Raw genomic sequence first — 18,226 nt, 5'->3', positions numbered from 1 at the left:
CAAGACACGGCCGCGGCCGGAGGTGAAGACCTTCCGGCCGCGGCCGTTGCCGTCCCGTTAGGCTCCTGCTATGGAAAAAACGGCCACCGCCCCGGCGCGGCGCAGCCTGGCCTTCGTGGGTGTCAACGCGGGCCTGGCGCTGCACCCGGCGGATTCGCGGGGAGCCCTGGTTCCGGGCGAGCCGGCCAGCTGCTTTGCCTCGTTCTGGCAGGCCGACTGGTCCCGGTGGGGTTCCGGGAGCGCTTTGCTGGTGGCCACCCTCCAGGGCTGGCGCAGCTACGGCACCGATGAAGCCCTCGCGGAAACCCTGGCCACCGAACTTACCCGGCACTTCCCGGAGGCGGCGCGATTCCCGTTGACCGGGATCGGGCACACGCACGACGAATTCACGGTGCGGACAGACCCGGCGACAGGGTTCCGCGCCACCGGCCACAAAGCGGAGCTGGCCATCAGCGGGGTCCTGGACCGGAGGCAGTTCACCGCGCCCAACTTCCAGCTCGGCGAGGCAAACGCCGCCCTGAGCAACGTTTATCTGCCCTGCAGCACCGGACGGCTCGCGGAGTTCGGGGTGGAGTGGCCCGGCGCGCCGACTGTCTATCCAGGCCCGTTGGGACCGTCCTCCTCGGCGTTCATCGCCCTCGCCGAATCCTGGGTGCTTTAGCGCACTGCCCGACGTCGGCGGCCCGGCGGCAGCGGGGAAGGGGCGCCAAGGCGGCCGGACGGTCTTTGGCCTAGTCTTGAGGCTGGACGATGTTCAGCACCCTTATGGTTCACGGAGAGGCGATGATGGCCAAGCGCAGCAACCCGGCAATGAAAATTGCCCAGAAGACCGCCCACAATGCCATGTTCGACGCCGATGGCAAGCCCAAGCCCGGCGTCCACAACATGCTCCTGCGTGCAGTGGAAATCCAGCGGCCGCTGGTCCTGGCGAACCTGCGCCGGCTGCAGCGGAAGCACCCGCAGGCCACCGCGGCGCAGCTCGCCGCGATCCTGGAACGCAACTACTTGACCGCTGTCACCGGCGGCGGTGCCCTCGTGGGCGGCTCGGCCGTCATCCCCGGCGTCGGAACCGTGGCCGCGCTGGGACTCTCCGCCGCCGCGACCGTCGGTTTCCTGGAGGCCACCGCACTGTTCGCCACCTCGCTGGCCGAACTGCACGGGGTGCGGATGGTCGATCCGGAGCGGGCCAGCACGCTGGTCATGGCCATCATGCTCGGCGAAGAGGGCACGGCGCTGCTGAGCTCGCTGAGCGGCCACGCCGCCGGACAGGGCGCGGGGCCGACGCAGGCCTGGGGCACGCTCTTCGCGCGCCGCGCACCGATGATCGGCTTCGGCTCGGTGCGGGAGCGGATCCAGCGGGCCTTCCTGCGCAACCTGCTCAAGCGCCAGGGCACCGCGCTGCTGGGCCGTGCGCTGCCCTTCGGCGTCGGCGCCGTGGTGGGCGGCGTCGGCAACCGGATGATGGGACGCGCCGTCGTCGAAAACGCCAAGGAGGCCTTCGGCCCCATGCCGGTGACCATCCCCGGCGAACTGAAGACAGGCGCGGCGGACGCCGCCCCGGATCTGGAAGGCGGAACCGTTGGATCTGAACGCTGACCTCGGGGAGTCCTTCGGCTCCTGGACCATGGGCGACGACGCCGCGATGTTCCCGCTCGTCACCAGCGCCAGCGTGGCTTGCGGCATGCATGCCGGGGACCCGGTGACCATGCTGGACACCTGCCGTTCGGCCTACGAGCTGGACGTCAGGGTGGGCGCCCACCTGGGCTACCCCGATCTGGCCGGCTTCGGCCTGCGCGCCATGGACATGACCTTCGACGACCTGTTCGGCGCGGTTCTCTACCAGCTCGGCGCGCTCGACGGCGTGGCCCATGCGGTGGGCGCCTCGGTGGATTACGTCAAGGTCCACGGCGGCCTCTACGACCGGACCATGCACGACGACGAACAGGCCTCCGCCGTCGTCGCCGCGATCCAGGCCTACGACCCGGGGCTTCCGATTCTGGGCCTGGAAGGTTCAGCCTTGCTGAGGATTGCCCGCGAGGCCGGCAACCCGGTGTTCCACGAGGCCTTCGCCGACCGCGCCTACCTCCCGGACGGCTCCCTGGTGCCGCGGCTGGAGGAGGCCTCGGTGATCGAAGACCCCCAGGAGATCGTGGAACGGGCGCTCCGGCTGGCCCTCAAGGGCGAAGTCCTGGCCGTCGACGGCACGGTGGTCACGCTCACCCCGCACTCGCTGTGCCTGCACGGCGACACTCCGGGCTCCGTGGCGGTGGCCGCCGCCGTCCGCGCCGCGCTGGAGCAGGCCGGCGTCGAGTTGGAGCCGTTCGCCTGAGGTCCGCGTCGCGTTCCGCCGTGCGACTGAAGTGGCGACTGTGACACTAGTGCCGTAGGGCCCTATCGGGCGAACAGGGTGCCCCATAGCTTTGGGGGCATGACTGCCGGAGGCTCCGCGGGGTTGGACGGACCCGCCTCGGATGCAATGTTGAAGCTGGGCCGATTCTTCACGAAATGGGACCAGACCGAGGACGGCAGGGTGGTGTTCCGGGAGGGCGGCCGCAAGGGCGACATCTTCTACCGGGACCGCTGGAGCCACGACAAGGTGGTCCGCTCCACGCACGGGGTGAACTGCACCGGCTCCTGCTCCTGGAAGGTGTACGTCAAGGACGGCATCATCACCTGGGAGTCCCAGCAGACCGACTACCCCTCGGTGGGACCGGACAGCCCGGAATACGAGCCCCGCGGCTGCCCGCGCGGGGCAGCCTTCTCCTGGTACACCTATTCGCCCACCCGGGTGCGCTTTCCCTATGCGCGCGGTGTGCTGGTGGAGATGTACCGCGAGGCCAAGGCCAGGCTGGGCGATCCGGTGCTGGCCTTCGCCGACGTCGCCGGGGACCCGGAAAAGCGCCGCCGCTACCAGCAGGCGCGCGGCAAGGGCGGCCTGGTCCGCGTCTCCTGGCAGGAGGCGATCGAAATCGCCGCCGCCGCGCACGTCAACACGATCAAGGCCTACGGGCCGGACCGCTGCGCCGGGTTCTCGCCGATCCCGGCCATGTCGATGGTCTCGCACGCTGTCGGAACCCGCTTCATCCAGCTGATCGGCGGGGTGATGACCTCCTTCTACGACTGGTACGCGGACCTGCCGGTGGCCAGCCCGCAAGTCTTCGGCGACCAGACCGACGTCCCGGAATCCGGCGACTGGTGGGACGCCCGCTACCTGATGATGTGGGGCTCAAACGTCCCCGTGACCCGCACCCCGGACGCGCACTGGATGGCCGAGGTGCGCTACCGCGGCACCAAGGTGGTCACGGTCAGCCCGGACTACGCGGACAACACGAAATTCGCCGACGAATGGCTCCCCGCGCAGGCCGGCACGGACGCCGCGCTGGCCATGGCGATGGGGCACGTCATGCTCAAGGAGTTCTTCGTCGAGCGGGAGGTGCCGTTCTTCACCGACTACGTCCGGCAGTACACCGACCTGCCGTTCCTGGTCACCCTGGAACGGCGCGACGACGGCACCCTCACCCCTTCCAAGTTCCTCACCGCCAAGGACATTCCGGCCGAGTCCCTGGCCGAAGACGCCGCGTTCCGGACCGTGCTGTTCGACAAGAAGGCAAGCCGCCCGGCCGTGCCCAACGGCTCCATGGGGTTCCGCTACTCCGGCAGCGGGGAAGGCAAATGGAACCTGGACCTGGCGGGCATCGAACCGGCGCTGTCGCTGCGCGAGGTGTCCGGTGAAAGCGCCGAAATCCTGCTGCCGTGCTTCGAGGCCGCCGGCGGCGCCGGCAGCGTGCTCCGGCGCGGCGTCCCGGTCCTCGAAGTGGAGGGGCAACTGGTCACCACCGTGTTCGACCTGATGCTGGCCCAGTACGGTGTGGGCCGCGAAGGGCTGCCGGGGGAGTGGGCCGCCGGCTACCACGACGCAGCAACGCCCTACACCCCGGCGTGGCAGGAGGAGATCACCTCCGTTCCGGCGCAGGCCTGCATCCGGGTGGCACGCGAGTTTGCCCGGAACGCCGAAGAGTCCAAGGGCCGGTCCATGATCATCATGGGTGCCGGCATCTGCCAGTGGTTCCACGGCGACGCGACCTACCGCGCGGTGCTGGCACTGGTCATGCTAACCGGCTGCATGGGCCGCAACGGCGGCGGCTGGGCGCACTACGTGGGTCAGGAAAAGACCCGACCGGCCACCGGCTGGGTGTCGCTCGCGAACGCGCTGGACTGGGCCCGGCCGCCGCGGACCATGATCGGCACCGGCTACTGGTACATGCACACCGACCAGTGGCGGCAGGACGGCTACTCCGCGGACGCCCTGAAATCGCCGCTGTCCACCGGCTCCCTGGACGGGATGCACACCGCGGACGCCATGGCCCAGTCAGCCCGGCTCGGCTGGATGCCCTTCTACCCGCAGTTCGACCGCAACCCGCTGGACATCGCGGACGAAGCGGAGGCCGCCGTCGCCGCCGGCACGGCGACGGACACCCCCGGCTACATCGCCGATGCGCTGAAGAACCGCACCTTGAACCCGGCCATCGAAGACGTGGACGCCCCGGAGAACTGGCCGCGGACCCTGGTGCTGTGGCGCTCCAACCTGTTCGGCTCCTCAGCCAAGGGCAACGAGTACTTCCTCCGCAACCTGCTGGGAACCCACAACAACGTCATCGGAAAGGACCACGCCGAAGGCCTCAAGCCACGGGTCGTGAAATGGCACGAGCAGGCGCCGGAGGGAAAGCTGGACCTGCTGGTCTCCGCGGACTTCCGGATGACCTCCACCACGCTGCTGTCCGACGTCGTTTTCCCGGCTGCCACCTGGTACGAGAAGCACGATCTGTCCTCCACCGACATGCACCCGTTCGTGCACGCCTTCACACCGGCGATTGACCCGCCGTGGGAGACCAAGACGGACTTCGACACCTTCCACCTGCTGGCCCAGGAGTTCTCCCGGCAGGCCAAGAGCCACCTGGGTGTCCGCAAGGACCTGGTCAGCGTCCCGCTGCAGCACGACACCCCCGGCCAGCTCGCGCAGCCCGGCGGGACCGTGCGGGACTGGCGGGACGCGTCCATCCCCGCCGTTCCGGGACAGAACATGCCCAATTTCTCCGTCGTTGAGCGGGACTACACCGCCATCGCGGACAAGCTGGCCGCCGTCGGGCCGCTGGCCGACAAGCTCGGCTTCACGGTCAAAAACGTCACCTACAAACTCAAAGGCCCGTTGGAGCGGCTGAGCCGGTCCAACGGGGTGATGCTCGGCGGCGCCGCGGACGGCCGCCCCGCGATCGACACGGACGCGAAGCTGGCCGAGGCGATCCTGGCCTTCTCCGGCACCACCAACGGCGCACTGTCCGTCCAGGGCTTCAAAGACCTGGAAGTGCGCACCGGCCGGAAGCTGGCGGACCTGTCCGAGGGGTCCGAGGAAAAGTTCATCACCTTCGCCCAGACCCAGGCCGGCCCGGTCCCGGTGATCACCTCACCGGAGTGGTCCGGTTCGGAGACGGGCGGCCGCCGGTATGCACCGTTCACCATCAACATCGAACGGCTCAAGCCCTTCCACACCCTCACCGGCCGGATGCACTTCTTCCTCGACCATGACTGGATCCGGGACATCGGCGAATCCCTGCCGATCTACCGGCCGCCGCTGGACATGCACCGGCTCTTCGGCGAACCCAAACTCGGCCGGGACGGATCCATGGAGGTGGTGGTCCGCTACCTGACGCCGCACTCGAAATGGTCCATCCACTCCGAATACCAGGACAACCTGCTGATGCTCTCGCTCTCGCGCGGCGGACCCACGGTCTGGATGAGCCCGGCCGACGCGGACGCCATCGAGGTCAAGGACAACGACTGGGTGGAGTGCGTGAACATCAACGGCGTCCTGGTGGCCCGGGCGATCGTCAGCCACCGGATGCCCGCCGGCGTCGTGTACGTCCACCACGCCCAGGAACGCACCATCGACGTCCCCAAGTCCGAGGCCACCGGGCGGCGCGGCGGCATCCACAACTCCGTCACCCGGCTGCTGGTCAAGCCCTCGCACCTGATCGGCGGGTACGCCCAACTGGCCTACGCGTTCAACTACCTTGGCCCCACCGGAAACCAGCGTGACATGGTGGCCACCGTCCGCCGTCGTTCCCAGGAGGTGCAGTACTGATGCGCGTGATGGCCCAAATGGGCATGGTGATGAACCTGGACAAATGCATCGGCTGCCACACCTGTTCGGTGACCTGCAAGCAGGCCTGGACGAACCGTGCGGGCACCGAATACGTCTGGTTCAACAATGTCGAAACCCGCCCCGGGCAGGGGTACCCGCGCCGCTACGAGGACCAGGAACGCTGGCACGGCGGCTGGGTGCTGAACAAACGCGGCAAGCTCGTGCTCAAGGCCGGCGGCCGGGTGAAGAAGCTGCTGGGGATCTTCGCCAGCCCGGTCCAGCCCGAGCTCAAGGACTACTACGAGCCGTGGACCTACGACTACAAGACCCTGGTGGACGCGCCGCTGGGCGACGACTTTCCGGTGGCGCGGCCAAAGTCCCTGATCACCGGCGAGGACACCAAGATCACCTGGTCTGCGAACTGGGACGATGACCTGGGCGGATCCGCCGAGCACGGGCACCTGGACCCGATCGTGGAAAAAGTCCGGCGCGAATCCGAGGACAAGATCAAGTTCGCCTACGAGCAGACCTTCATGTTCTACCTGCCGCGGATCTGCGAGCACTGCCTGAACCCGTCCTGCATGGCCTCCTGCCCCTCCGGCGCGATCTACAAGCGGGTGGAGGACGGGATTGTGCTGGTGGACCAGGACAAGTGCCGCGGCTGGCGGCAATGCGTCACCGGCTGCCCCTACAAGAAGATCTACTTCAACCACAAGACCGGCAAGGCCGAGAAGTGCACCTTCTGCTATCCGCGGGTGGAGGTGGGGCTCCCCACGGTCTGCTCGGAGACCTGCGTGGGCCGGCTGCGGTACCTCGGGCTGTTTCTGTACGACGCCGACGCCGTCACCGCGGCGGCCGCCGTGACGGACCCGCAGGCGCTCTACGACGCCCAGATGGACGTGCTGCTGGACCCGAACGACCCCGCCGTGCAGGCCGAGGCACGGGCCCAGGGCATCCCGGAGGACTGGATCGACGCGGCCCGGCGCTCGCCGGTCTACTCCCTGGCCAAGGTCTACAAGGTGGCCCTTCCGCTGCACCCCGAATACCGGACCATGCCGATGGTCTGGTACGTCCCGCCGCTTTCCCCGGTGGTGGACCTGCTGCGCGATCAGGGGCACGACGGCGAGGACGCCGGCAACCTGTTCGGCGCCATCGACGCGCTGCGCATTCCGGTGGAATACCTCGCCGAACTCTTCACCGCCGGGGACACGGACCGGGTCACCGCGGTGCTGCTGAAGCTCGCGGCAATGCGCTCCTTCATGCGCGGCATCAGCCTCGGCAACGACCCGGACGACTCCATCCCCGAAGCGGTGGGCATGGACAGCCAGAGCATGTACGAGATGTACCGGCTGATGGCGATCGCGAAATACGAGGAACGCTACGTCATCCCCAAAGCCCATGTGGAACAGGCCCACGACCTGGAAGAGATGGGCTGCTCGCTGGACTTCGACGGCGGCCCCGGCATGCAGGACACCTCACCGTTCGGCGAGGCCAGCGGCCGGCCGGTTCCGGTGGCCGTGGAGACCTTCAACGCGCTGAAGGACCGGCAGACCTCCGGCGGCCTCGAGGAGGGGACCAGCCTGAGGGGCCGGGTGAACCTGCTGAACTGGGACGGCCGCGGCGCGCCGCCCGGGCTCTTCCCCGAGAAGGGGCCGGAACCGGGCACCCTGGCCGCGGCGGAGGACCAACCATGAGCCGTCCAGCCATGAGCCGCCGCGACCAGGTCGTCTACCTCGCCGCCGCGTGGTGCCTGTCCTACCCGGACGAGGACCTGCTCGGCAAGGTGCCCCTGATGCGCGCCGCGCTCGCGGAGTACCCCAACGCCGTCGCCGACTTCGAAGAGGCGCTGGCCGCCCTGGAGGCCACGCCGCTGATGGAAAGCCAGGCCAGCTACGTTCGCGAGTTCGACCTCGGCAGGCGCCACGCCCTGCACCTGTCGTACTGGACGGACGGGGACACCCGGCGGCGCGGCGAAGTGCTCGGCAGCTTCAAGGCGGCTTACCGGCAAAGCGACGTCCTGGTGGACACTCAGGGGGAACTGCCGGACTACCTCCCGATGGTGCTGGAATACGCCGCCCGGGTGGACCTCGCGGCCGGCCGCGCATTGCTGGGCCGGTACCGGGCCAGCCTGGAGATGCTGCGCTTTGGCCTGCTCCGGGACGCGCTGCCGCATGCCCGGATCCTGCAGGCCGTCTGCGCCACCCTGCCGGGGAAGTCACCCGCGGATGAGCAGGCCGTGATGCGGATGGCCGGCTACGGTCCGCCCACCGAGGCCGTGGGCCTGGACCCGTACGACCCGCGCCTGCTGCCCGTGAAGGGGGCCTGAAATGGAGCTGTCGGTGCTCGATATCCTGCTCTGGGGTGTGCTGCCCTACGTCATGGTGGTGGTCCTGGTCGGCGGTCTCGTTTGGCGCTATAAGTACGACCAGTTCGGCTGGACCACCCGGTCTTCCCAGCTCTACGAATCCCGGCTGCTGCGGATCGCGTCGCCGCTGTTCCACTTCGGCCTGCTCGCCGTGATCGCCGGGCACTTCTTCGGTCTGGTCGTTCCGATGGCGTGGACCCAGGCCGTGGGGATGAGCCAGGAGTTCTACCACTTCAATGCCCTCCTGGTGGGCGGCATTGCCGGGGTCGGGACGCTGGGTGGAATCATCCTGCTGATCTACCGGCGACGCACCACCGGGCCGGTTTTCATGGCCACCACCAAGAACGACAAGACCATGTACGTCGTCCTCACCGCCGCGATCGTCTTCGGGCTCTGGACCACCCTGGCGAGCGTGTTCGAGGGCGAGCACGGGCACAACTACCGCGAGACCGTGGCGCCGTGGTTCCGTTCGCTGTTCATCTTCCAGCCGGACATCGCGGCGATGGCGGAGGCCCCGTTTTCCTTCCATCTGCACACCCTGGTGGGCATGGCGCTGTTCGTGATCTGGCCGTTCACCCGGCTGGTCCACGCGTTCACGGCGCCGTTCCACTACCTCTTCCGGCCGTACATCGTGTACCGCTCCCGCGACCGGGACCGGAACGGCAAACGGGGCGGCAAACGAGGCGGGGTCCAGACGGGGGCGGCAACCCGCACCCCGTCCTCGGCGGCCCGGCCCGGCTGGTCCGCGGTCGGAACCCGCGACCGTGACACCCGCAACCGCTGACCCGCCGGCGGCACCGGGAGCCTGCCGCCGCGCCGAGAGGAGACCACCATGGCCGAATTGACCCCGCCAGCGACGGCGACGACGGCGACCGGACCGGCAGGACAGACGCTCAACCTGGTGCTCGCCACTGCAGCCTCGGTGGCGGGGTTCTGGGCCTGGAATTCGGTGGCCACCCTCGGGGCGTTCTACACCCAGAACCTCCAGCTCACCCCCGCCACCACGGGGATCCTCGTCGCCATGCCGGTCTTCGTCGGATCGCTGGGCAGGATCGTCGTCGGCGCCCTGACGGACAAGTACGGCGGCCGGGCCATGTTCAGCTTCGTCCTGCTCGCCGCCATCGTGCCGATCCTGGCCGTGGCCGTGGGCGGCAGCATCCGTTCCTTCCCCCTGGTGCTCGGCGCCGGGCTGCTGCTTGGGGTAGCTGGCACCGTGTTCGCCGTCGGCATCCCCTTCGTCAGCGCCTGGTACGACCCGTCGCGGCGCGGCTTCGCCACCGGGGTGTTCGGTGCCGGGATGGGCGGTACCGCCCTGGCCGCGTTCCTGAACCCGCGGCTGGTGGCCTGGATCGGCTACTTCCCCACGCACCTGCTGATCGCCGCGGTCCTGGCCGTCATGGCCGCGCTGGTCTGGTTCCTGATGAAGGAGTCCCCGGCGTGGAGCCGCCAGAACGCGCCGGTCATGCCCAAGCTGCTCGACGCCGCAAAAACTCCGGTGACGTGGAAGATGTGCTTCCTCTACGCCGTCGTCTTTGGCGGCTTCGTGTCCTTCGCGACCTACCTGCCGACGTACCTGCGGGACATCTACAGCTTCGACCCGAGTGCCGCCGGGGCGCGCACCGCCGGCTTCGCCCTGGCCGCCGTGCTGGCCCGGCCCGTCGGGGGAGTGCTCGCGGACCGTTTCGGACCCAAACCCGTCGTGATGGTCTCACTCGCCGGCGTCGCCGTGCTCGCCTGGGTGGTGAACCTGCAGCCCGACGGCGATGTGCCCGCCGGCCTGACGTTCGTGGCGATGGCTGCCGCCCTGGGCCTGGGCACCGGCGGCGTGTTTGCCTGGGTCGGTGTGCTGGCCCCGCACGGGAAGGTGGGCAGCGTGTCCGGGGTGGTCAGCGCCGCCGGCGGCCTGGGCGGCTATTTTCCGCCCCTGATCATGGGTGCTACCTACGACGCCGCGTCCCGCAGTTACTCGATCGGGCTAATGCTGCTGGTGGTCACGGCGCTGGTGGCGCTGGCGTTCACGGGCTTCGCCATGCGCGGCCGGCCCAAGGCCACGGTCGCGCCCGCCTGACGGGCCGGCGGGGCGCCGCGGGACTACGTACCCAGTAGCCGCCGTTCGTGGGCGAATGCCACCAGTTGGAGCCTGCTGCGGAGCTCCAGCTTGTCCAGCACGCTGCGCAGGTGGGTTTTGACGGTGGCTTCGGAGACGAACAGGCTCCCCGCCATTTCGCCATTGCTGAGGCCCTTGGCGGCGAGGAGGAAAACTTCCCGTTCCCGCACGGACAGCACGTTGAGCACGGAGAGGTCCGGGCCTGCCGCCGGCACATTGCGGGCAGCGTGCTCGAAGAGGGAATGGATGGACCCGGGCGCGATGACGGAGTACCCGGAGTGCACCGTCCGGATCGCGGCCAGCAGGAATTCCGGTTCCGCGCTCTTGAGCAGGTACCCGCTGGCTCCCGCCTGCACGGCCTGCACCACGGCCTGGTCCCTGTTGAACGTGGTGAGCGCGATAATCCTGGGCTTGTCCGTTCCGGCCGCCGTCGCGTGCTGCACGATCTGCCGGGTCGCTTCGACGCCGTCCATGGCCGGCATCCGCAGGTCCATCAGCATGACGTCCGGTCGCCGTTCAAAGGCCAGGGCCACGGCCTCATTCCCGTCACCGGCTTCCCCTGCGAGTTCCAAATCGTCCTGGCTCTCGAGCAACATGCGGATACCGGCCCGGAATAAGGGCTGGTCATCCACCAGCGCCACGGTGATGCGCGCCCCGGCATCAGCCACGGTGGCCTGCTTCCGGCGAGGCGGCCGCCGGCAGGAGAACAGCCGCCGCGGCCGGGGCGGGCGGGGCCCCCGTCCCGGAAACCGCACCGAAGGCATCGCCGCTGTCAGTGTCGGCTGTCCCGTCAGCTGCGCTGCCCGGCAGGGTTCCGTAGGGAAGGAAGACCGTCACGCGGAAGTGTTCGCCGTCGGGGCCCGCCGTCAGCCAGCCGCCGGCGAGATGGGCTCGTTCACGCATGCCGGGCAGTCCCCTTCCGGCTCGCGGCGAAGCCGGACCCGAGGCTTCCTCGTTGGCCGCCGGAACAAGGGCAGAGGCGAGGTGAAGCGTCAGGCCCGGCCCGCTCCAGTCATAGTGGAGCCGGACATCCGTGCCGCGGCCGCCATGTTTTAGCGCATTAGTCAGGCACTCCTGGATGATCCGGAAGACGGCCAACTGCTGTCCGGGCGAGAGGTCCACGGGGGATCCGGACTCGCTCGTGTGGACCTTGAGGCTGCCGCGCTGCATCCCCTCGATGAGCGCGGGAATGTCCCTAAGCAAGGGCTGCGGGGTCGCCATGCCGTCTTCGCGAACCCCCTCGATCACACGCTGGGCATCCACCAGGGCGCTGCGCGCCGACCGGGCGATGGTGTCCAGGGAGGTGAGCACGGCATTGGGCTGGTCCTTGCTCAGGTACCGGGCCCCGTCCGCCTGGGCAGCGATGACGGCAAGCGAGTGGGCGAGGACGTCATGCAGGTCGCGGGCAATGCGTGTCCGTTCCTGCTCCACGATCAGGTCGATCTCGGCCTCCCTGAGGCTGCTCTGCGCTAGTTCACGGGACCGGAACAGGCTGCCCCGTTCCTGGAAGAGGGCCAGCAGGAGACCGGCCGCGGCGCAGGCCCCGGCGATCAGCAGGAGGAGGGCGAATAGCTGCCAGCCATAGTCCTGCAGCCTCCAGCGGTCGCCGGCATAGGCCGGGGGAAACCAGCCGACGCCGTCGCCGTACCTCCAGGACAGCATAAGGAAGCTCATAAGGGCGGCGGCGATCACGTTGGCTGCCGCCGCGAGGTAGCGCAGCCGTCGCGGGGCGGTCCACATGATGAATCCAAGAGCGACGAAGGAGCCCAGATAGATGGCCCAGTGGGTGGAGTGCATCGGCGGCAGGGCGTGGGTCAGTTGACCGGCGAGCAGCGCAGCCGTGAATGCCAGCGAAACGACGGGCCGCCAGGCAGCCGTCGCGACCGCCAGCGTCATCAGTACCAGCGGCCAGTTCCCTGACCATGAAAGCCAGGACCCGCCCATCCGTCCGGCCTCGCCCACGCACCACAGGGAGAAAAAGACGACGGCGGCGGCGGGGGCGGCCCAGCGCCGCCCGAAACTCAGAGCAGATTCCATGCCAGTCACCATAAGCACCCCCGACCCCGCCTGAGCCCCAAATCGCGGCATTCTCCACCCAATAGCCAGCTGATTCAGTCTTTGAGCCAGTCCGAGGGCACGCCGCGGTGGGTCGGGGCGCAACAAACAGTTGGCGGTCAGAGCGTTTTTAGGGTGAAGAGGGAGTCGCCGTGTACCTCGTCCAGGTCCACTCTGCCGGTTTCGCTGAATCCAAGTTTTTCCAGCACACGGCGGGACGGCGCGTTCCAGTCACGGACGGTGGCCCAAATGCGACTGTAGCCGGACGCTTCGGCCAGTTGCAGGACGGCCCAGGCGGCTTCAGTCGCCAACCCCTGACCCCAGACCTTTCGAAGGAACTCGAACGCAAGTTCGGGCTCCCCGTCCTGGCCGTGCCGGTTGGGAATCAGCCCGCAGTAACCGATGAACTGCCCGGAACTCTTCTGCTCCGCAGCGAGCAGCCCCGGGAAGGGATGCGCGGCCTCACGAAGGATCCCGTCGGCGATCTCGTCCAGCGTGGGGTGGCCGTCGGGACTGATTCGTCGATGCGGCGGGACACGAGGATCCCGCTCGGTCCAGAGCTGGCGCTGAACCGCGGCGTCGGACACGCGCCATGGCCTCAGCCGCAGCCGCACGGTTTCGAGGACGGCGTCCTGGTGGGATGCCCGTGCCGGGTCCATCCGGGTCAGCCGAAGACCAGGTTGGCCAAGGTGAAGATGGCGAGCCCGGCGAGGGCGCCCACCACGGTGCCGTTGATCCGGATGAACTGCAGGTCCTTGCCGACCTGGAGTTCAATCTTCTGCGAGGTCTCCTCTGCATCCCAGCGGGCCACGGTATCGGTGATGACGCCGGCGATGTCGGAACGGTAGTTGTTCACAAGGTACCCCGCGGCGTCGCCGATCCAGGTGTTCACCTTGCCTGCCAGTTCGGGGTCGACCACCAGCCGGGTGCCGAAATCGTGCACGGCAGCCTTGAACTTGACGCTCAGCTCGCTGTGCGGATCGTCGACGGCGGCCAGCAACGCGGCCTTGACCGTGCCCCAGGTGCGCGACGCGAGTTCACGGACCTCCGGGTCGCCGAGTACCTGCGCCTTGACGCCCTCGGCGCGGGCAATCATGACCGGGTCGTGCTGCAGGTCATGCGCCAGCGACTTCAGATAGGTATCGATCGAGAGACGGACCTGGTGCTGCGGATCCGACTGCACGGCCCGGGTGAATTTCAGGATCTCGACGTAGACCTTGTCGCCGACGAGTCCGTCCACGAACGTGGGCACCCAGGTGGGGGAGCGGTCCGTGACCAGCCGGTTCACCGTCTCGTGGTTGTCGCGCACCCAGTCCACCGTCCGGTCCACGAGCAGGTCCACGAGCGCGTGGTGGTGGCCGTCGTCGAACACGCGCTGGGCGAGCCGTCCCACCGGCGGTCCCCACGGCGGCGCCAGCAGATGCTTCCGGACCATGGCCTCGATGACGGCCTGGACGTCGTCGTCATTGAGCACCGTGAAGGCGCCGCGGATCACGGCTGCACCCTCCTTGGCCACCCGGTCGGCGCCACCCGGGCCGGACAGCCAGCCACCGACCTTCCGCGCGATGTCCACGCTGGCCAGTTTCTCCTTCACCACTTGTTCGGAGAGGAAGTTGGTTTCCACGAATTCGCCCAGCGACGCCCCGATCTGGTCCTTGCGGCGCGGGATGATCGCGGTGTGCGGGATTTTCAAACCCAGCGGGTATTTGAACAGCGCGGTGACGGCGAACCAGTCCGCGAGTGCGCCCACCATGCCACCCTCCGCCGCGGCCCGGACGTACTCGAGCCACGGGTACTGTTTCTGCAGGGCGAAGGCGATGACGAAGATGATGGCCATGCCGATCAGCAACGACACGGCCAGCAGCTTCATCTTGCGCAGCGCCGCGGCCTTTTCGGCGTCCGCGGGAGAGAGCCGGTGTTCGACGCCGGCCGGGGGGACGGCGGTACGGGCTGGTCGTTCAGTGTTCACCTGCATGTGCCCAGCCTAGCCGCGCATCCGTCACCGACGTCCGCTAACGTGTCAGCATGATTACCGAGGAGTCCGCCGCCGCCCGCCCGCTGGTCTATGCCCACCGGGGCGCCAGCGAAGCGTTTGCCGAGCACACCCGTGCCGCCTACCTGCAAGCGATCGCCGACGGCGCCGACGGCGTCGAGTGCGACATCCACCTCACCCGCGACCAGCACGCGGTCCTGCTCCACGACGCCAACCTGGACCGCACCTCCGATGGCACCGGCCCGGTCGCGGACCGCACCCTGGCGGAGCTCCGGGAGCTGGACTTCTGCTCCTGGAAGGGCGCGCGGATCCCGGAGGAGTACGGCGCCCGGTCCGAGCAGTTCCTCACGCTGCCGGAACTGCTGGACATCCTGCGCCTGGCCGGCCGCGAAATCGGGCTGGCGATCGAGCTCAAGCACCCCAGCCCCTACCAGCTCAAGCTCGAGGACCGGGTCCTGGAGGTCCTGGAAGCCGAGGGCTGGGACCGTGCCACCTCGATGCTGGAAAACATCCGGATCTCGTTCATGAGTTTCAGCCCGGACTCGGTCAAGCACCTGCTTCGGTCCGTGCCCGCCGCGGCCATCTGCCAACTGGTGGACGATGTGAACGTTGAGGAAATCCGCGAGGAACTGGGCCTGGGCCCCGTCACCGGCGGCGCCCTCGCCAACGTCATGAAAGCGGCGCAGACCGAGGGGGAGCGCATCCTGGACGACTGCGAGGTGGGGCTCGCCGGGCCGGGGATCGGCTACGTCCGCGGGCATTCCCGGACCGTTCAGCGCTGGCTCGACTCGGGCCGCCGCTTCCGGGTCTGGACTGTGGATTCGGCGGAGGACGTGGCGCTCTGCCGGGAACTGGGCATCCAGGAGATCACCACCAACCGGCCCGCCGAGGTCCGGGCCCAGCTGCTGGCCAGGCTCTAGGCACTGTCCCGTTACTCACGAGTGGAGCCGCTCAGCGGCACCGCTTCCGGCTAGGCGGCCAGGTCCCGCCGTCGCCAGCCGAGGTAGCCGAGCGCCCCCAGCCCGGCGGCGACGGCGGTGAGGGCCACCAGCGCGGGCACCGCGTCCGCACCAACCGGCAGCAGCGGCGAGTGCCGGAACGGCGAGAGGTCCATCAGCCATTCGGGGGCGTTCCAGAGCACGCCGAACTCTCCGAGCGCCACGAAGCCAAGGAGGACGCCCCACACCGCCCCGGCCAGCCGGGGCGTCCAGCCAAAGACCAGCAGGGCCACACTGGTCAGCAACCAGGCGGCAGGAATCTGGGCGAGCGAGCCGACCGTAGCGCGGCCCACCAGTCCGGCGTCTTCGACGGCGAGGGAGGCTCCGACGCCGATTGAGACGCCGGCCAGCGCCATCAGCACCGCGACCCCGGCCAGCGCAAAAACGTAATGGCTGCTCGCCCAGCGGCTGCGGGTGGTGGCCGTCCCGAGCAGGGCTTCGGCGTGCCCCGCGGACTCCTCGGAGCGCAAGTGGTTGGCCGCCGAAACGCCGTAGGCCGCCGCGAGCAGGCCCATGATGCTGATCTCCGCTGCCAGGAAGGCATCCCGCAAGGCGGAGGCGCCGCCGATGAGTTTGATCAGGTCCTGGGCGTTCGGGGAACTCAGCATCTGCTCGACGTTGCTGACCAGGGATCCGATGACGACGCCGAAAACGACGAACGCCGCGGCCCAGGCCAGCCACACCCGGTGCTGCAGGCGCACGGCCAGGGCCCATACCCCGGTGAGAGAGCCGACGGCGGGGCCGGGGCGTTCGTCGCGCAGTCCCGCGCCCAAGTCTCGGCGGGCCCGGAGGACAAAGGCAACCGGGACGAGGAGAACGCAGAGCGCGACCGGCAGCGCCAGCACCCACCACCGGTCCCCGGCGAAAGCCCTGATCTGCTGGTTCCAGCCGATCGGCGAAAGCCACGAAAGGAATGACGGCCCCGGTTCGGCGAGGTCCCCGACGGCCCGCAGGCCGTAAGTGACGGCGATGACGCCCACGCTCAGGCCGGTGGCGGCCCGGGCGCTCGCGGTCAGCTGCGCGGCGACGCCGGCAACGGCGCTGAACGCCATGCCGGTGGCAGCCCAGCCGAGCCCGAAGGCCAGCGAACCGGCAGCAGGCAGGCCCCCGGCGGCCAGGGCGGCGGCGGACAGCAGCCCCACGCCCAGGCTGGCACCGAGGCCAATGATCAGGGCAGCGGCCAGCGCGGCGTCGCGTCCCAGCCGGCCGCCGCCGAGCAGTTCGAGGCGCCCGCTCTCCTCGTCGGCGCGGGTGTGGCGGATGATCAGGATGGCCATCATGACCGCGAGGATGGCGGTCATGAACGCGGTGTACTTGATCAGCGAGAGCGCGCCGAGGGAGGCGGGATCGTAGATGCGCCCGAACATCGCCACCATCGAGGCGGTGGCATTCAAGGCATTGGCCGCTTCGATGCGGCTCCGCACGTCCGGGTAGAGGTCCGACCCGGCCACCGCCGTCGAATACGCGACGACGGCGAATCCAAGCACCCAGATCGGCAGCAGCCAGCGGTCCCGCCGGAGCCCCAGCCGAAGCAGGGCGCCGGTGCCCGCCAGGGTCTCAGGCATTGCGGAGCCCCGGTCCGGGAGCGCCTGCAGCGGCGGTGCCCGCGGCGTCGGACCCGGGGTCCCGCGGGCCCGGCCCGGTCCCGGGACCCCTACCGGAACCCCTGCCGCCGGAGCCGCCGTTCCCGGAACCGTAGTGCCGCAGGAACAGGTCTTCCAGCGTCGGCGGCTGGCTGGTCAGCGTCCGCAACCCGGCGGCGGTCAGGGCCTGCAGGAACGGGGCGAGCCCGGTCGGATCCAGCTGCGCGCTGACCCGGTGGTTGGCCACCACCACATCGTGCACGCCCGGCAGCAGGTCCAGCCCCGGCGGCACCGCGACGACGTCGGCGGTGACGGCGGTCCTGGTCAGGTGCCGCAACTGCTCGAGCGGACCGGTCTCCACCACCCGTCCCGCGCGGATGATGCTGACCCGGTCGGAAAGGGCTTCGGCCTCGCTGAGGATGTGGCTGCTCAGCAGTACGGTGCGTCCCTGGTTTCGGAGTTCGCGGACGCAGCCGCGGAAGGCGTCCTCCATCAGCGGATCCAGTCCGCTCGTGGGTTCGTCCAGCAGGAACAATTCGGCGTCCGAGGCCAAAGCGGCGACGAGGGCGACCTTCTGCCGGTTGCCCTTGGAGTAGGTGCGGGCCTTCTTGGTCGGATCCAGCTCGAACAGTTCCAGCAGCGAGTCCCGCCGCGCCCGGTCCTGCCCGCCCTGCAATTTGCCGAGGAGCTGGATCACCTCGCCGCCGGTCAGGTTTGGCCACAGGGCCACATCACCCGGAACGTAGGCCAGCCGGCGGTGCAGCGTCGCGACGTCGCGCCAGGGATCCAGCCCCAGCACCCGGATGGATCCGGCGTTGGACCGCAGCATGCCCAGCAGCAGCCGCAAGGTGGTGGATTTGCCGGACCCGTTGGGGCCGAGGAAGCCATGTACTTCGCCGGCGGCCACTTCAAAGTCCAGGCCGTTGAGGGCCGTCACGGCCCCGAAGCGCTTAACGACGCCGCTCATCTGCACGACACTGCTCATA

Annotated in this window: 15 protein-coding genes; 9 read left to right on the top strand and 6 right to left on the bottom strand. The window is 69.1% G+C overall.

Features of this window, described 5'->3' with window-relative positions; all coding sequences use genetic code 11:
* The first annotated feature begins 70 nt into the window (after window positions 1-70).
* The 8 genes from AC1DK9_RS11780 (at window position 71) to AC1DK9_RS11745 (ending at window position 10,572) form a co-directional block, all read left to right on the top strand.
* On the top strand, window positions 71-661 hold the full coding sequence (locus tag AC1DK9_RS11780) for a hypothetical protein (RefSeq protein WP_476916040.1): 591 nt from the start codon (window positions 71-73) through the stop codon (window positions 659-661).
* Between the two features lie 125 nt (window positions 662-786).
* Entirely contained in the window at window positions 787-1,596 is an 810-nt protein-coding gene (locus AC1DK9_RS11775; protein WP_476861587.1) for a hypothetical protein, read from the top strand.
* Entirely contained in the window at window positions 1,580-2,329 is a 750-nt protein-coding gene (locus AC1DK9_RS11770; protein ID WP_476916039.1) for a LamB/YcsF family protein, read from the top strand. The genes AC1DK9_RS11775 and AC1DK9_RS11770 overlap by 17 nt, the downstream gene beginning before the upstream one ends.
* A 99-nt stretch (window positions 2,330-2,428) precedes the next feature.
* The gene (locus AC1DK9_RS11765) at window positions 2,429-6,139 is read left to right on the top strand and encodes a nitrate reductase subunit alpha (protein ID WP_476916038.1); all 3,711 of its coding nucleotides are present in this window, start codon (window positions 2,429-2,431) and stop codon (window positions 6,137-6,139) included.
* Window positions 6,139-7,833 (top strand): nitrate reductase subunit beta, encoded by a 1,695-nt coding sequence (gene narH / locus AC1DK9_RS11760; RefSeq protein WP_476916037.1) that lies wholly within the window; start codon window positions 6,139-6,141, stop codon window positions 7,831-7,833. The genes AC1DK9_RS11765 and narH overlap by 1 nt, the downstream gene beginning before the upstream one ends.
* Window positions 7,834-7,844: 11 nt before the next feature.
* Window positions 7,845-8,465 (top strand): nitrate reductase molybdenum cofactor assembly chaperone, encoded by a 621-nt coding sequence (gene narJ, locus AC1DK9_RS11755; RefSeq protein WP_476861586.1) that lies wholly within the window; start codon window positions 7,845-7,847, stop codon window positions 8,463-8,465.
* A gap of 1 nt (window position 8,466) precedes the next feature.
* The gene (gene narI / locus AC1DK9_RS11750) at window positions 8,467-9,288 is read left to right on the top strand and encodes a respiratory nitrate reductase subunit gamma (RefSeq protein ID WP_476861245.1); all 822 of its coding nucleotides are present in this window, start codon (window positions 8,467-8,469) and stop codon (window positions 9,286-9,288) included.
* Between the two features lie 48 nt (window positions 9,289-9,336).
* Window positions 9,337-10,572: an MFS transporter gene (locus AC1DK9_RS11745; RefSeq protein WP_476916036.1), complete on the top strand. Its 1,236-nt coding sequence runs from the start codon at window positions 9,337-9,339 to the stop codon at window positions 10,570-10,572.
* Between the two features lie 23 nt (window positions 10,573-10,595).
* On the opposite strand, the gene AC1DK9_RS11740 is transcribed toward AC1DK9_RS11745, so the two are convergent.
* From AC1DK9_RS11740 to AC1DK9_RS11725, 4 genes are all read right to left on the bottom strand, one after another.
* Entirely contained in the window at window positions 10,596-11,279 is a 684-nt protein-coding gene (locus tag AC1DK9_RS11740) for a response regulator (RefSeq protein WP_476861243.1), read from the bottom strand.
* A complete protein-coding gene (locus tag AC1DK9_RS11735; protein ID WP_476916035.1) occupies window positions 11,272-12,648 on the bottom strand; it encodes a sensor histidine kinase in 1,377 nt (458 codons plus the stop codon). Before AC1DK9_RS11735 ends, AC1DK9_RS11740 begins: the two co-directional genes overlap by 8 nt.
* Window positions 12,649-12,785: 137 nt before the next feature.
* Complete coding sequence (locus AC1DK9_RS11730; protein ID WP_476861241.1) at window positions 12,786-13,325, bottom strand: GNAT family N-acetyltransferase; 540 nt, start codon at window positions 13,323-13,325, stop codon at window positions 12,786-12,788.
* 5 nt (window positions 13,326-13,330) lie between these two features.
* Window positions 13,331-14,641, bottom strand: coding sequence for a DUF445 domain-containing protein (locus tag AC1DK9_RS11725; RefSeq protein ID WP_476861240.1), 1,311 nt, complete (start codon window positions 14,639-14,641; stop codon window positions 13,331-13,333).
* A gap of 50 nt (window positions 14,642-14,691) precedes the next feature.
* Here AC1DK9_RS11725 and AC1DK9_RS11720 point away from each other — a divergent pair, with 50 nt between their 5' ends.
* Window positions 14,692-15,579 (top strand): glycerophosphodiester phosphodiesterase, encoded by an 888-nt coding sequence (locus AC1DK9_RS11720; protein ID WP_476861239.1) that lies wholly within the window; start codon window positions 14,692-14,694, stop codon window positions 15,577-15,579.
* Between the two features lie 50 nt (window positions 15,580-15,629).
* Here AC1DK9_RS11720 and AC1DK9_RS11715 read toward each other — a convergent pair whose 3' ends face one another.
* Window positions 15,630-17,222: an ABC transporter permease gene (locus AC1DK9_RS11715; RefSeq protein ID WP_476916034.1), complete on the bottom strand. Its 1,593-nt coding sequence runs from the start codon at window positions 17,220-17,222 to the stop codon at window positions 15,630-15,632.
* Window positions 17,215-18,225, bottom strand: a complete 1,011-nt coding sequence (locus AC1DK9_RS11710; protein ID WP_476916033.1) for an ABC transporter ATP-binding protein — start codon at window positions 18,223-18,225, stop codon at window positions 17,215-17,217. Before AC1DK9_RS11710 ends, AC1DK9_RS11715 begins: the two co-directional genes overlap by 8 nt.
* Between the last annotated feature and the right edge of the window lies 1 nt (window position 18,226).

It is taken from the genome of Arthrobacter sp. 01T414, assembly GCF_056398965.1.
This window is presented reverse-complemented; position numbering and strand designations above follow the sequence as displayed.